Here is a 14,334-nt window from a genome sequence, read left to right as displayed (position 1 = left end):
CGCTCCCTCAATCGCTCCGCCGCCCCAGCTCCGGCCAGCGGGCCAGTTTCTCGTAGAGCGTGGCCCGTGAGATGGCCAGCAGCCGCGCGGCCGCCACCCGGTTGCCTTTGGTCCGGCGCAGCGCGTTGGCAATGGCCTCCCGCTCCAATTGCGCCTTGCGGGCCGACAGCGTCGCGGGCGCAGCGGCGTCCTCGGACGGAAGGGCCGACTGAACAGGATCGACGCGCGACGGCTCCTCCGGCCTTCGTGGGCTGAGCGGAAGGGCTGCCATCGAGCCGGGCGTCCACGGGCCCACCCGCAACGCAGCACCGGCCTCGGCGCCGGAGCGGCCCTGCGTCGGCAGCCAGGCCTCACCCACGTTGCCAGACCCGGCGGGCATGGCGACCGCAGGCCGCTCACCGACCTCCATGGCCGCGGCCGTCGGCCCCGAACGGGCGTCCGCCACGACCGTCGCCGCCGCCATCAGCGGGGCCAGATCCGCCGCCGTCAGCACCGGACTGCTGCCCGCCAGAAACGCCTGCTCCAGCAGATCCCGCAGCTCCCGCACATTCCCGGGCCAGCGACGCCGCTGCAGGGCTGCCAGCGCCGAAGCGCCCAGGGACTTGGGCGGCAGGCCGCCCCGGCGGGCCAGGTCTTCCAGCAGCACCTCCACCAGCGCCTCGATGTCCTCGATCCGCTCCCGCAGCGGTGGCACCCGGATCGGCAGCACATGCAGGCCGTAATACAGGTCGGCCCGGAAGCATCCGCGCCGCACCATGTCGGCCAGATCCCTGCGGGTGGAGGCAATCAGCCGCACATTCACCGTCCGCGACGTCCAACCGCCCGGCATCGGCATCTCCTGCGAACGCAGCACATGCAGCAGCTTGGCCTGCAGGGCCAGCGGCAGGTCGCCAATCTCATCGAGGAACAGCGTGCCGCCGTCCGCCAGTTGCAAGCGTCCCGCGAAGCTGTCGTCTGCCCGCGGGGCCCGGTCTGGCGACGGTCCAAACAACTCCTCGTCCAGCAGCGCTGCCGGCACCGCGGACACCCGCACCGTCACCAGCGGCTGGGCCGCGCGGCGGGAGGCGGCATGAATGGCATGGGCCAGCAGTGATTTGCCAGTGCCCGGCTCGCCCATCAGCAGCACCGGCGCGTCGGATTGGGCCACCCGCCGGGCCTGGCGCTTGACCTCCTGCGCCAGCGGGCTGCTGCCCACGAAGTCGATGATGCGATGCTCCGGTCGGCGCTGCAGGCGCTGGGCCAGCGCGAGTTGCCGCCGGGTGTCGTCGAGCTCGGCCTGCAGACAGGCCAGCCGGTCCATCAAGGGCTCGACGGACGGATCTGCGGCCAGCCGCGACCGGGGCGCCGGACTGTCCGAATCCCTGGGCTTCTCGTTCATGATGTCTCCTGGTGGGCGCTCAGGACCCACTGCCTCGTCTCGGGCAGCTTTTCAGGCCAATGTAGCAGCGTGCGGGCGGAACGGAGTGCGGGTTAGGGAGCAGCCACAAGCGACCCAAATCGCTCTATAACCCGCGCCATGGTTGGTTCCTGGACTTCCTCGCGCGCAACACGCCAGTGGCGGGTGGCGGCCCGCCGCAGACCGGTCGGTCAAGGGCATGAAACAGTCGCATGGTCTGATGGTCCCTCACCTTGATGACCTTGTTGACTTCGATGACCTCTATGCGCTGGACAGCATCGACGCCCCCCGCGAAGACTTCACCCGTGGGGACATCGCCTGCCCACGAGCAGTGACCACCTGCCTGTCATCCCCACCCACATTCCCACCCACATCCCGGCCCGTGACGACCCCTGCTTCGCGGTCCACGGCCAGCCCATGCGCCCCCGCTCACGCGGCGCGCCCCAATGACCACGATGGAGACATGTCATGACTGAAGATCAAGCCCGTTCACGCCGCCAGGTCCTGCGTCAGGCGGCCGGTACGTCCCTGGGCCTGCTGGCCGGGTCGGCGGGCTGGCCGGGCCTGGCCCGCGCCGAACCCGGCTGGCCGAACAAGCCGGTGACCTGGGTCGTGCCCTTCCCGGCCGGCGGCGGCACCGACACCTTTGCGCGACCCCTGTGCGCCCAATTGACCAAGCAGACCGGCCGCCAGTTCATCATCGACAACAAGGGCGGCGCGGGCGGCACCGTCGGCGCGACGCTGGCCTCCAAGGCGTCGCCGGACGGCTACAGCTTCTTCATGGGCGCGGTGCACCATGCCATCGCCCCGGCCATGTATCCGAAACTGGACTACCGGCTGGAGGAGGACTTCATTCCGGTGGGCCTGCTGTCCAGCGTGCCGCAGGTCATCGTGGTGAATCCGTCGAAGGTGCCAGTCAAGGATGTGGCCGGCCTGCTGGACCTGCTGCGCAAGAACCCGGGCAAGCTGAACTACGGCTCGGCCGGCAACGGCACCTCCCACCATCTGGCGGGGGAGCTGTTCAAGATCCAGACCAAGACCTTCATCACCCACATCCCCTACCGCGGCGCCGGGCCGGCCCTGCAGGACCTGATCGCCGGCCAGGTGGACCTCATGTTCGACGGCCTGGCCTCGTCCGCCACCCACATCAAGAGCGGTCGCATCAAGGCCCTGGCCGTGGGCGCGGCCAAGCGGGCGCCCGGTTTCCCCGACATTCCGTCGGCGGTGGAGGCCGGCATCCCCAACTACCAGGTGGCCACCTGGTACGGACTGTGGGCGCCCAAGGGCACGCCCAAGGACGTCATCACCGCGATGCAGGCCGAGCTGAAGAAGGCCTTCGCGACCGAAGAGCTGCGCGCCATCTGGAACGGCCTGGGCACCGACACGCCCAACCTGTACGGGGACGCCTTCGGCAAGTTCGTCCATGGAGAAATCCTGCGCTGGGCCGAGGTCGTCAAGACCAGCGGAGCGAAGCTGGACTGAGGACAATGGGGGTCATGAGCACTTCTTCCGCTTCCCGCCGCAGCGCCAACCTGTTCGAGGCCCTGCGGGCCTCCTTCCCGCAAGACCTGGACCGCTGGGCCATTGAATGCGCCGACGGACCGGACATCGGCCAGCGCTACACCTGGCGTGACCTGGACCGCGCCACCGCCATGATGGCCAATCTGCTGGCCTCACTGGACCTGCCCCCGGCCAGCCGCATCGCCGTGCAGGTGGACAAGAGCGTGGAAGCGCTCATGCTGTACCTGGCGGTGCTGCGCGCCGGGCATGTCTACCTGCCGCTGAACAATGCCTACCAGGCCGCCGAGCTCGAGTACTTCATCGGCAATGCCGAGCCGGCGGTGGTGGTGTGTGCCGGCAAGAACTTCGGCTGGGTCAGCAAGCTGGCCTTCCAGTCGGGCGTGCCCTGGGTCTTCAGCTTGAATGACGACCGCACCGGCACCCTGCTGGACCGGGCGCTGCAGATGAGCGACGTCTTCGAGACAGTGCCGCGCCAGGCGGACGACCTGGCCGCCATCCTCTACACCAGCGGCACCACCGGGCGCAGCAAGGGGGCCATGCTGAGCCACGGCAACCTGCTGTCCAACGCGCAGGTGCTGGACCGGTACTGGGGCTGGAGCACGGAAGACGTGCTGATCCACGCCTTGCCGATCTTCCATGTGCACGGTCTGTTCGTGGCGTCGCACGGGGCCTTGCTGGCGGGCGCCCGCATGCTGTGGTTCAACCGGTTCGATCCGGCGGCGGTGGTCGGCCGCCTGGCCGAGGCCACGATCTTCATGGGCGTGCCCACGCTCTACGTGCGCCTGCTGGAGCAAAGCGGGCTGACGCGGCAGGCCTGTGCCGGCATGCGGCTGTTCATCAGCGGGTCCGCGCCGCTGCTGATCGACACCTTCCAGGCCTGGCAGCAGCGCACCGGACACACCATCCTGGAGCGCTACGGCATGAGCGAAACCGTGATGCTGACCTCCAACCCCTACCGCCCGGACGACGGCGACCGGGTGGGCGGCACGGTGGGACGTCCGTTGCCGGGCGTCGGCCTTCGCATCCTCGACGACGCGGGTCAGCCCTGCGGACCCGGGGACATTGGCCATATCCAGGTCCAGGGCCCCAATGTCTTCGGCGGCTACTGGCGCATGCCGGAGAAGACCCGCGAGGAATTCACCGCCGACGGCTGGTTCAAGACCGGCGATGTCGGACGCGCTGACGCCAGGGGCTACGTCACCATCGTCGGTCGGAGCAAGGACCTGATCATCTCCGGTGGCTACAACGTCTACCCGGCGGAGGTCGAAGGGTGGCTCAACGAACTGCCGGGCGTGGCGGAATCGGCCGTGATCGGCGTGCCGCATCCGGACTTCGGTGAAGGCGTGATTGCCGTCGTCGTGCCACGGGCCGGTGCCAGCCTGCAGGGCGAGGTGCTGATCGCGGCGCTGAAGGACCGCATTGCCAACTTCAAGGTGCCCAAGCACATCTTCATCCAGACGGAGCTGCCTCGCAATGCGATGGGCAAGGTCCAGAAGAACGTGCTGCGGGAGCAGTTGGGGAAGACCTTTGCCTGAGATGCGCGAAGCGGGCGCCTCAGGAGCCGCGGAAGCCGCAGGCGCAGTGGATGGCGCAGGCTCAGCCGATGCCGCAGGCGCCGCGACCGATGCCGCCGGGCTGGACAACAGCGCCTGCCCGCGCTGCGGCGGCGGCTTCCACTGCGGCGTGGCGGACGGTCACTGCGCCTGTTTCGGCCTGCGCCTCACCGATGCGCTCAAGGCCCAGCTGAGCCGGGACTATCCCGGCCAGTGCCTGTGCCTGCGCTGCCTCTCGCAACTGTCCCAAGGCTCTGAACGCCCCACGGCCGCCGAGGACCTGACGCCGGACTGAAGCGCTGTGCCGCGCCACCGCTGGCGCCCGAGTCGAGAAATAGTCGTGGTCTCCCCCACAGCATCGGGCTATGACGCCGCGCCCGGGACGGGGAGAATCGCCGCATGCCCTCCGCCGTGCCCAACCGGTCTTCGGAAGCCGCCCCGCTGGCCCAGCGACTGCTGGTGCTGGGGCCGTTCCTGTCCCTGGGGCTGGTGCTGGTGGTGTTGTGGAGCCTGGTGGGCTGGTTCTCGCTGATCTATCCGCGCTCGCTGATCCAGGACGTGCAGTCGGAACTGCAGAGCACGGCCGACAACGCCGCCGGCGAAACCGACGCCCTGCTGCGGGAGGCCGAAGGCAACCTGCGCACCATGGACCTGCTGCTGCTGACGCGGCGCACCAAGGAAGAAGGCCGGGACGCCACCGTCAGCCTGCTGGCCGACACCTTGCGGGAAGGCTCCCGCGGCGTCACCGACTTCATGCTGGCGCACACCGATGGGCGGCTGTGGCGCATCCCGTCGGGCTCAACGCCCCTGGTGGAGCTGGGTCCCGACAGCTTCCTGCAGGAACTCAAGGACGTGCGTGCCCAGACGGTGGTGGTCGGCGGGCCGCTGCGCTTGCGCCCGGGCGCGCGCCTGGTGCTGCCGCTGTCCACCCGGCTGAGCGGCGACCGCGGCCAGTTCCAGGCCGCGGTGGCGCTGATCGATCTGGACATGGTGCTCAAGCTCTACCGGGCACGCCTGCAGCGTCCAGGACAGGCGATTTTTCTGGAGCGAGAGGACGGACTCGCGCTGGCCCGCGTGCCGGAGGTGCCGGAGCTGCTCGGCCGCAACGTGGTGCAGGATCGCCCCGACCGCAAGCTGCCGGCCAGTGCCCCGCCGGGCGGACGTTTCGAGATCGGCGAGGCCTCCCTGGACGGCAAGGACCGGGTGGTGGCCTACCAGACACTGCGAAGCTTCCCGCTGCGGATCTTCGTGTCGCTGGAAGAAGACCGGGTGCTGGGCGGCTATCTGGTGCAGCGGCGGGCGGTGCTGGGCTTTTCGCTGCTGGTGAGCCTGACGGCCATCGGCCTGATGCTCTGGTTCACCCGAGTTCAGTCACGCGCCCGCCTGGCGGAGGCCGAGCGCCAGGCGACGGCGGATGCGTCCCCGATGGGCCTGTTCCGGGCGACGCTGGACGGTCGCACCGTCTATGCCAACGAGACCTACCTGCAGCTGATGGAACTGGACCGGGCGCACCTGGCCTGGGGCTGGCTGGAACGCCTGCCGGTGCAGGAACGCGAGCCCGCGCGGCAGGACTGGATGAAACGCGTGGCGGAGGGCCAGGCCATGGACCGGCTGCGGCATTTCCGGCGCTCCGATGGCACCGAGATGGTGCTGGCCGTGCGCACCCGGCCGATGCGGGTCCATGGCCGCATCGTCGCTTATGCCGGCACCGTGCTGGACGTGACCGAGCCGGCGCGCCAGCAGGAAGCAACGCGCATGCTCAGCGCCATCATCGACAGCTCGCCCGATTACATCGTGCAGACCTCGCCGCAGGGGCACATCGTCTACCTCAATCCGGCCGTGCGCAGGCGCCTGGGCATGGACCGGGACACGCCGCCCAAGGACCTGCACCAGCGCCAGTTCTTCGTGGACGGCGGCGAGCGTTTCGAGCGGGAGATCCTGCCGGCGGTGATGCGGGATGGGCACTGGCATGGCCGCTGGGCGGTGCGCATGCGCTCCGGCGGGGAACTGCCGGTGGACTGCACGCTGATCCTGCACCGCGACGAGAAGGCGACCGTTCGCAACTTCTCCTGGATGCTGCGCGACATCACCGATGAACTGGCGGTGGAGCGGGAGCGTGAGCGCAGCCAGGCGGTGATGAGCGCACTGGCCCACAGCAGCGCCGTGGAAGTGCTGGCGGTGGACACCGAGCAGCGGGTGATCTTCTGCAACCGCACGATGGAACAGAACCTGGGGCTGGCGCCGCGAGCCTGGGAGGGGTGGACCGCCGAGCAACTGCTGGGCGAGCAGCGCTATGCACTGGCACGGCTCCAGATTGAACGGGCCCTGAAAGGCGAGACCAGCGTCGAGGAATGGCGGGACGAGGCCGCGCAGGACCGCGGTGCGCCGCGCTACATCGAATGGAGTTACGGGCCGCTGCTGGGCGAGACCGGACAGCCGATCGGCGCCTATGGCGTGGGACGGGACGTGACCGACACCAAGGAGGAGCAGATCCGCCTGCTGAAAGCCTCCAACACCGACCCGCTCACCGAGCTGCTCAACCGCGCCGGCTTTGCCAGCCATATCGACACCGCCCTGGAGCGGGCACGGGACCGCGGGGAGCTGGTGGCGCTGCTCTACCTGGACCTGGACCGCTTCAAGCCAGTGAATGACCAGTACGGCCATCCGGTCGGCGATGCGCTGCTCAAGGCGGTCGCCGGACGCCTGCGCCATGCGCTGCGTCCGCAGGACCTGGTGGCGCGGCTGGGCGGGGACGAGTTCGCGGTGTTCCTGCACCATGTGGCCAAGGTCGAGGACGCGCAGGTGGTGGCGGACAAGCTGGTCCACGCGCTGAGCATGCCGTTTCGCATCGGCGCTCTGGAGCTGCACATCGGCACCAGCGTCGGCTACTGCGTGCAGTGGGCGCGGCAGGCGGACATCAATGCGCTGGTGACCCAGGCGGATGCGCAGCTCTACCGGGCCAAGCGGGCGGGTCGGGGTCAGGCCTGCGGCAGTGTGTGCGCCTCCGACGTCACGCCGGCTGCTTGACCCGCATCAGCGTGAGCTGCAGCAGCTTGGCATCGGCACTGGCGCGGTGCCGCCTCAGTTGCACCTCGGCGCGGACCTGCTGCTTGACGTCGCCAAAGCGCAGGGCCTCGTCCTCGCTGAGCAGGCGGCGCAGGTCGTCCAGCTTGAAGCCGGGCTGCATGCCGACGCTGTCATACAGCCGGGCCAGCCAGCTGTAGTCGTAGGCCCAGCTGTCGCTGTAGACCGTCTGGCCGGACAGGCGGCTGTTGAGTTCCTGGGCCACCCACTCCCGCGGACGACCATGGCGCTGGAGCAGCTCCCGCGAGATGCCGTGCAGCGCTTGCGCCTGCGGGTCCCAATGGTCCCAGTCGGGCGCGGGCTGGATGAGCGAGCAGAACGGCAGGCCCTGCCCTTGCACGAAGCCGATCTCGATCGGGTAACTGCCGCGGCCGAAGCCGGAGGCTTCCAGATCCAGGATGGTGGGCATGCACTGCATGACCCCCAGTATGCAAGTGCCGGGCCAGCCTGGGCGGGGAAGGCCTCCTCGAAACGAGGGACGTCGGTCGGCAGGGCGGAATCAGGCCAGGGATTCGCTGGTCGGCGGAGCGCTCGCCGCGCGACGGCGCTCGATCACCTCCCACGCATCCAGGCCGCCCTCCAGTGCCAGCACCCGGGCATGGCCGCGGTCCTGCAGCTGACGGGCGCCCGTCACGGCAGAGATCTCGTTGGGGCAGTTGCAGTAGAGCACCAGCAATCGGTCCTTGGGCAGCTCTTCGGCCTTCGACGCCAGACGGGCCAGCGGGATGTGCAGCGCCTGCGGCAGGCTGCGCGGGTCGGCGGCGCGGCCAGTGTCGCTGCGCACGTCGATGAAGACCGGTGTCATGTCCTGGTCCAGCAGCGCTGCGGCATCTTCCACGCTGATGCGTTCGATCTCGCCCTGTTGACGGGCCATGCTGCGACGCCGCCACCAGCGCCAGGCCACCACCACCGCCAGCAGGAGGCCCAGCGTGACCAGAGCCCACTTGCCGGCATTGGCCAGCACGTCCAGCACATCCTGGATCTGGTCGCTGAAGACCAGGCCCAGGCCCAGGAAGCACAGGGTCCACACCAGCCCGGCCACCGCGTCATAGGCGATGAAGCGACGCCAGCCCATGCCCAGTGCCCCGGCCATCGGCGCCGCCACCACCGAGATGCCGGGCAGGAACTTGGCCGCCAGCAGGGAACTGCCGCCCCAGCGAGCAATCAGGCTTTCGCTCTGGCGCACGCACACATCGGGGGACAGGGAGACGCGGCAGAGCAGGCGCAGCACGCGATGCCCGTGGATGCGGCCGGCCACGAACCAGAGGGCATCCCCCAGCACGTTCGCCAGCACCGCCGACACCACCAGGCTGACGCCGGACAGCCGCCCGGCCGCCGCCAGACCGCCCGCCACCACCAGCAGCGGAGCTGCCGGCAACGGGGCCCCAATGCGCGCGGCCAACGTCACGAGGAAGATGAGCAGGAAGTCGTGCTGGATGAGCAATTCGATGAGGGCGCGCATGGGCGTGATTGTGGCGGCAGACGGACAGGCCCATCGCCGGTGGGGCGATCCGCCGCGTTGCACAGGCGCGAAAGCAAGAGCGGCGGCCTCTCCCATCCGGGTGTCGCGCCGATCTACGGCCGCCCCCACGCGTGGCACACTCAAGCTCCCCGACCGCTTTCCACCCCATCGCCGTGCCCCTTCACGCCCCCACGCCGCTGATCGAGTCCCTGAGCCTGAAGGCCGGGGGCGCCACCCGCATCCACCTCAAGATGGAGGCGCTGCAGGTGCCGGGCTCCTTCAAGATCCGGGGGGTGGGCCACGCCTGCGAGACCTATGCGCGCGGCGGTGCTCGCCGTTTCATCAGCTCCAGCGGTGGCAATGCCGGACTGGCGGTGGCTTATGCCGGCCAGCGGCTGGGTCTGCCGGTGCTGGTGGTGGTGCCGGAGACCACCACCGAGCGGGCGAAGTCGCTGCTGGCGCTCTTTGGCGCGGACGTGCGGGTGCATGGCCGCACCTGGCAGGAGGCGAATGAGCTGGCAACGAGCCTGCTGACCCCAGACGCTGCCTTCGTGCATCCCTTCGACGACCCGCTGCTGTGGGACGGTCATGCCAGCATGATCGACGAGGTCGTCGCCAGCGGGCTACGGCCGGACGTGGTGGTGGTGGCGGTGGGCGGCGGTGGGCTGCTCTCCGGCGTGATGGCCGGGCTGGTGCGCAACGGCCTGGCGGACATCCCGGTGCTGGCCGCGGAAACCACCGGCGCCGCGTCGCTGAAGGCGGCGATGGACGCCGGCGAGCCGGTCAGCCTGCCGGCCATCACCAGCATCGCCACATCGCTGGGCGCCAAGCGGGTGGCCGACCATGCCGTCGCCCTGACGCAGACCCATGACATCCGCAGCGCCCTGGTGTCGGACGCCGAAGCCGTGCGCGCCTGCCTGCGCTTCATGGACGACCATCGGGTGCTGGTGGAGCCGGCCTGCGGTGCGGCGCTGGCGGTGGTGTATGACCAACCCGAGCGGCTGGCGCCGTTCAAGAACGCGCTGGTGATCGTGTGCGGCGGCGCAACGGCGACGCTGTCGCAGTTGCAGCAGTGGGACCGGGAGTTGTCCGGCGGCGCGATCAAGGGGTGATCAAGGGGCCATCATGCCGCGTGCCAGCCTGCCCACCCGGGCAAGCGCTTCGCGGCGGGTCGCATCGAGGTCGCAGGCAGCGGTGAGTCGCAGGCCGCTGTCATAAGCGCGTCCCAGCGTGAACACGCTGCCCGGCACGAAGCTGATGCCATGCAGCCGGGACTGGGCCAGAAGCCGCTGGGCACTGAGCCCTTGCGGCAGCGTCACCCAGAGCTGATGCCCCGCGTGGCTGCGCTGCACCGTCGTGCCGGGGGGAAAGTGCGCCAGCACGGCTGCGGTCCAAGCGCTGATTCGTCGCAGCAACTGGCGCCGGAGTCGGCGCAGGTGGCGATCAGCATCCTCGCTGCCCAGAAAATCCGCCAGCACCTGGTCGTGCAGTCCGGGCAGCAGTTCGCCATGCACCGCCCGCGCCGCCATCAGTTGCACCCGATGCCGTCCGCTGGCCACCCATCCCACCTGCATGCCGACGCCCGTCACGCAGGCGGTGCTGCCGCAATGCAGCACCCGATCGGCCTCGTCCAGGGCCTTGAGCAGCGGCGGCGCGTCAGGGCGCAGCGTCAACTCACCCAGCAGGTCGCATTCGATCAGGGGCAGCCCATGCCGCGTGCACAGCGCCACCAGCGAGCGGCAGGCCGCTTCGTCCCAGGCCATGCCGTTCAGGGCGGACGTGGCCAGGTCCACGATGCAGACGGCAGGGCGGTCCGTCTGGATGCGTGATTCCAGGTCGATCACCACGGGCGAGGTCGCAGTGGGTGCAGCCGCAGCAACCCCGGCGGACGGTAGCCCAAGCTCCAGGACCCGCAGCCCCCGCGACTGCAGCAGCTCCAGCAGACGAAGCGGCACCGGGCTGGTCACCGCCACCGCATCGCCGGGACGCGTGAGCGCTTCCAGGCACAGACTCAGCGCTTCGCCCTCCCCCGTGGTGACCACGAGGTCAGACTCCTGCACCTCGCATCCCCGACGCCGCAGGCGCTGGGCCAGTTGCTGTTTCAGGCGACCGGAACCGCCCACCCATCCACGCGCCAGCGCGGCAGCGTCGTCGCGGACATGGTGGCGGGTCCATCGGCGCAGTGCGGCCAGCGGCAGGAGATCGTCGGGCAGACCCAGGTGCCCCAGTGACAGCTGACCGTCGCGGTGGGCCGCCAGTGCCATGAGGCGTTCCCGCCGTGTATCCAGGGCCTCCGGGGTGACCGACGTGGGCGGCGGCCCGCCCGTTTCTGCCCCATCGGACGCCCCATCGGGCGCCACGCAGGAAAAGAATCCCAACCTCGCACGGGCTTCGATCAGGCCCGCATCCTCCAGGCGATGCAGGGCATGGGTGACGGTGGAAAGGCTGGCGCCATGGGTCTCGCACAGCTCACGCACCGAGGGCAGCCGCGCGCCGGGCGGAAATCGTCCATCCCGCAGCGCCTGCGCCAGATGCGCCGCCAGCGCCTGGTAGCGGAACTTGGCGGGGGCGTCGTCAGGGGCGGAACGGGGAACGGGGAGGTGCAAGGGGGCAGGACGGTGGCTCAAAGGTCCGCAACGATACCGCGCGGAGCGGCGCCTGGATCGATACAGGGCGGTGCGGCGTAGATCGATACAGGGCCGGATCAGGCCGAGGGTCATCGCAAGTCGGCTTCACCCCCAGGTCCGACCCGCTTCGAGGCGACCATGACCGCAGGTGGGTTGCACTGCGGTGCATCTACTCCCATGGGGCGGCGACCCTGTATCGATCCGACACGGCCCTGCCTGGCTCTGCCGCCGTTGCGCATCGCTGCCTAGAGTGCGAGCTCCTTGCCTCCCAGGTCTGCGCGATGCTCCTCCTACTTCGATTTCGACTGCCACTGCGACTACGGCGGCTGCTGCAACTCCCCCTGGGACGGCTCCAGTCGGCCACCTTCCGCTCGCTGCCGGGCCCCGCCCGGTCGCTGCTGACGCTCGAACTGCTCAGCAGCTGCGCCATGGGTCTGGGACACACGGCGGCGCTCTCCTGGCTGGCGGAACGGGGCGGGCCTGGCGCGCTGGTGGTCTTCAGTGCGTGGCTGGCCCTGACCACCCTGGTGGGCCTGCCGGTCCTGTCGCCGCTGGGGGACCGGTTCGCCAAGCCAGGCCTGATCCGGTGGGGATCCCTGGCCCTGGGGCTCATCGCGCTGCTTCAGGCCCTGCTCGCCTGCGCCGGTGTGCTGGGCTGGCAGATGCTGGTCATCACCGGCGCGCTGGCAGCCATGGCGCAGGCCGTCACCCAACCCGCGCAGGTGGCCTTGCTGCCGGATCTCGTGGCGCCGGGGCATCTGTCGCAGGCCATTCGCCTGCGTCGGGGCTGGCAGGCCATTGGCAGCCTGAGCGGACCGCTGCTGGCAGGACTGGCCCTGGCCTGCGGCGCGCTGCAGGCCTCGCTGTGCCTGCATGCGTTCGTCGCGGGCCTGTGCGCAGCAGCCGGCCTCGCCCTGCGCGGGCCGGCGATCCGCACCGTTGATGTGGGCCGGCCGCCCTGGCTCGATCTGCTCCGGGCAGGCTGGCGCGCCAAATGGCAGGTGCGGGTAGACCGGTGGTGGACGCTCTCCGGTGCGCTGATGATGCTGTTCTACGGGCCCGCTGTCGGGCTGCTGCTGCCCCTGCGTCTGCAGGCCCTGCACGCCTCGACCGCATGGCTGGGGCTGTGCCAGGCGGCGCTTGCCATGGGCGTGCTGATCGGTGTGCTGGGTGTTGCCGAAGCATTGATTCAGCGCCTGGGGCGCCACCGCGCCATGATGACGGCCGTGGCTTTGTGCGGCCTTTGCATCGGCGCCCTCTCCGCCTGCCGGCATCCGGCGATGGTGGCCGGCCTGCTGGCGCTCATGGGCGCCTGCACCTCCCTCACCCAACTGACCGGCCAGACACTGCGCTCACTGGCCATCCCCGAAGACTTCCGCTCGCGCATGGCGGCCGCACAGCTCACCGTGGCCTCGCTGGCGGCCACGGGCGCGCCGATGCTCGCCGGCGGTATGCTCCTGCAGTGGCGGGTGGAAACGGTCTACGCGCTGCACGGTGCCGCTTTCCTCGGTGCCGGCCTGCTGCTGCTGGCCGTGCCGGGTCTGCGCACCTTGCTGGGCCTGTCCGCCGCGGACGCAGTGGGCTGGTATGAGCGTCAGTATCCGCAGGCCTTCCGTCGTCCAGCTGCCGTGCCAGCGGCTTCACGAAACCGTCATCCGGCCCCTGAATCATCGGCCGTTTCACACACCAGGACCAAGGCGGGACCATGAGCGGGAGTTCGAAAGAGGATCGGGGCGCGGAGCCGACCAGCAGCGCGTCAGAACAACCCGCTGCGCAGCGGAAGTCCGACGACCGGGACCTGGTCGCCCGCATCCGCCGCGACCTGCTGGACGGCTATGACGAAGAGCTGGAGCTCGAGATCGAAGACCGCGCCGTCGACGAGGCCCTGCTCTCGCTGGACGTGAATGGCCACGAGCACAGCGATCGGCTGTCCTACTTCAAGCATCTATTCCGACTGCAGCGCGAGCTGGTCAAGCTGCAGGACTGGGTGCAGCACACCGGTGAGAAGGTGGTGATCCTGTTCGAGGGTCGCGATGCGGCCGGCAAGGGCGGCGCCATCAAGCGCATCACCCAGCGGCTCAACCCGCGCGTGTGCCGCGTGGTGGCCCTGCCCGCCCCCAACGACCGCGAGCGCACCCAGTGGTACTTCCAGCGTTATGTGCCTCACCTGCCTGCGGCTGGGGAGATCGTGCTGTTCGACCGCAGCTGGTACAACCGCGCCGGCGTGGAACGGGTGATGGGCTTTTGCACCGAGAACGAGGTGGAGGAATTCTTCCGCTCCGTGCCCGAGTTCGAACGCATGCTGGTGCGATCGGGCATTCGCCTGATCAAGTACTGGTTCTCCATCAGCGATGAAGAACAGCACCTGCGCTTCCTCGGACGCATCCACGACCCGCTGAAGCAGTGGAAGCTCTCGCCGATGGACCTGGAATCACGCCGCCGCTGGGAGGACTACACCCGGGCCAAGGAGTTGATGCTGGAGCGCACCCACATCCCCGAAGCACCCTGGTGGGTGGTGGCCGCGGACGACAAGAAACGCGCCCGGCTCAACTGCATCCAGCATCTGCTGGACCATTTCGACTACCAGGAAGTGCAGCGCACCGAGGTGCGCCTGCCGGAGCGGGAGCGGCATGCGGACTACTCCCGGCAGCCCGTGCCGCCGGAGATGTTCGTGCCGGAGCGGTTCTAGGC

General features: G+C 69.6%; 11 protein-coding genes. 7 read left to right on the top strand and 4 right to left on the bottom strand.

Annotated elements, in window-relative coordinates; genetic code table 11:
• Positions 1–7 precede the first annotated feature (7 nt).
• On the bottom strand, positions 8–1,378 hold the full coding sequence (locus DES44_RS25375) for a sigma 54-interacting transcriptional regulator (RefSeq protein ID WP_058936631.1): 1,371 nt from the start codon (positions 1,376–1,378) through the stop codon (positions 8–10).
• 486 nt (positions 1,379–1,864) lie between these two features.
• On the opposite strand from DES44_RS25375, the gene DES44_RS00760 reads away from it, so the two are divergent.
• The 4 genes from DES44_RS00760 to DES44_RS00745 all read left to right on the top strand — a co-directional run bounded on the left by DES44_RS00760 (position 1,865) and on the right by DES44_RS00745 (position 7,497).
• Positions 1,865–2,878, top strand: a complete 1,014-nt coding sequence (locus DES44_RS00760; protein WP_058936632.1) for a Bug family tripartite tricarboxylate transporter substrate binding protein — start codon at positions 1,865–1,867, stop codon at positions 2,876–2,878.
• Positions 2,879–2,892: 14 nt separating this feature from the next.
• Positions 2,893–4,452 (top strand): malonate--CoA ligase, encoded by a 1,560-nt coding sequence (locus tag DES44_RS00755; RefSeq protein ID WP_058936633.1) that lies wholly within the window; start codon positions 2,893–2,895, stop codon positions 4,450–4,452.
• A gap of 1 nt (position 4,453) precedes the next feature.
• Positions 4,454–4,765: a cysteine-rich CWC family protein gene (locus DES44_RS00750; RefSeq protein WP_083525874.1), complete on the top strand. Its 312-nt coding sequence runs from the start codon at positions 4,454–4,456 to the stop codon at positions 4,763–4,765.
• Positions 4,766–4,869: 104 nt separating this feature from the next.
• A complete protein-coding gene (locus DES44_RS00745) occupies positions 4,870–7,497 on the top strand; it encodes a sensor domain-containing diguanylate cyclase (protein WP_058936634.1) in 2,628 nt (875 codons plus the stop codon).
• Here DES44_RS00745 and DES44_RS00740 read toward each other — a convergent pair.
• Both DES44_RS00740 and DES44_RS00735 read right to left on the bottom strand, forming a co-directional pair.
• Entirely contained in the window at positions 7,481–7,963 is a 483-nt protein-coding gene (locus tag DES44_RS00740) for a 3'-5' exonuclease (protein ID WP_233441626.1), read from the bottom strand. The genes DES44_RS00745 and DES44_RS00740 overlap by 17 nt on opposite strands.
• 90 nt (positions 7,964–8,053) lie before the next feature.
• Positions 8,054–9,016, bottom strand: coding sequence for a VTT domain-containing protein (locus tag DES44_RS00735; RefSeq protein ID WP_058936636.1), 963 nt, complete (start codon positions 9,014–9,016; stop codon positions 8,054–8,056).
• Positions 9,017–9,189: 173 nt separating this feature from the next.
• Here DES44_RS00735 and DES44_RS00730 point away from each other — a divergent pair, with 173 nt between their 5' ends.
• On the top strand, positions 9,190–10,128 hold the full coding sequence (locus tag DES44_RS00730; protein WP_058936637.1) for a pyridoxal-phosphate dependent enzyme: 939 nt from the start codon (positions 9,190–9,192) through the stop codon (positions 10,126–10,128).
• Here the strand turns inward: DES44_RS00730 and DES44_RS00725 are convergent, their stop codons facing one another.
• On the bottom strand, positions 10,129–11,622 hold the full coding sequence (locus DES44_RS00725) for an aminotransferase-like domain-containing protein (protein WP_058936638.1): 1,494 nt from the start codon (positions 11,620–11,622) through the stop codon (positions 10,129–10,131).
• Positions 11,623–11,924: 302 nt separating this feature from the next.
• On the opposite strand from DES44_RS00725, the gene DES44_RS00720 reads away from it, so the two are divergent.
• Positions 11,925–13,352, top strand: a complete 1,428-nt coding sequence (locus DES44_RS00720) for an MFS transporter (RefSeq protein ID WP_083525876.1) — start codon at positions 11,925–11,927, stop codon at positions 13,350–13,352.
• Positions 13,349–14,332, top strand: a complete 984-nt coding sequence (gene ppk2, locus DES44_RS00715; protein ID WP_083525877.1) for a polyphosphate kinase 2 — start codon at positions 13,349–13,351, stop codon at positions 14,330–14,332. The genes DES44_RS00720 and ppk2 overlap by 4 nt, the downstream gene beginning before the upstream one ends.
• The last annotated feature ends 2 nt before the right edge of the window (positions 14,333–14,334 follow it).

The sequence above is a fragment of the Roseateles depolymerans genome (genome assembly GCF_003387155.1).
Classification (GTDB): domain Bacteria; phylum Pseudomonadota; class Gammaproteobacteria; order Burkholderiales; family Burkholderiaceae_C; genus Roseateles; species Roseateles depolymerans.
The sequence above is the reverse complement of the archived record's forward strand: the minus strand, read 5'-3'. Positions and strand labels throughout refer to the sequence as shown.

What these genes read in the sequence shown, in the direction of transcription:
- DES44_RS00735 (WP_058936636.1), bottom strand. Translation starts at nt 9,016, where the DNA reads ATGCGCGCCCTCATCGAATTGCTCATCCAGCACGACTTCCTGCTCATC.
- DES44_RS00720 (WP_083525876.1), top strand. Translation starts at nt 11,925, where the DNA reads ATGCTCCTCCTACTTCGATTTCGACTGCCACTGCGACTACGGCGGCTG.
- DES44_RS00755 (WP_058936633.1), top strand. Translation starts at nt 2,893, where the DNA reads ATGAGCACTTCTTCCGCTTCCCGCCGCAGCGCCAACCTGTTCGAGGCC.
- DES44_RS25375 (WP_058936631.1), bottom strand. Translation starts at nt 1,378, where the DNA reads ATGAACGAGAAGCCCAGGGATTCGGACAGTCCGGCGCCCCGGTCGCGG.
- DES44_RS00750 (WP_083525874.1), top strand. Translation starts at nt 4,454, where the DNA reads ATGCGCGAAGCGGGCGCCTCAGGAGCCGCGGAAGCCGCAGGCGCAGTG.
- DES44_RS00745 (WP_058936634.1), top strand. Translation starts at nt 4,870, where the DNA reads ATGCCCTCCGCCGTGCCCAACCGGTCTTCGGAAGCCGCCCCGCTGGCC.
- DES44_RS00760 (WP_058936632.1), top strand. Translation starts at nt 1,865, where the DNA reads ATGACTGAAGATCAAGCCCGTTCACGCCGCCAGGTCCTGCGTCAGGCG.
- ppk2 (WP_083525877.1), top strand. Translation starts at nt 13,349, where the DNA reads ATGAGCGGGAGTTCGAAAGAGGATCGGGGCGCGGAGCCGACCAGCAGC.
- DES44_RS00740 (WP_233441626.1), bottom strand. Translation starts at nt 7,963, where the DNA reads ATGCCCACCATCCTGGATCTGGAAGCCTCCGGCTTCGGCCGCGGCAGT.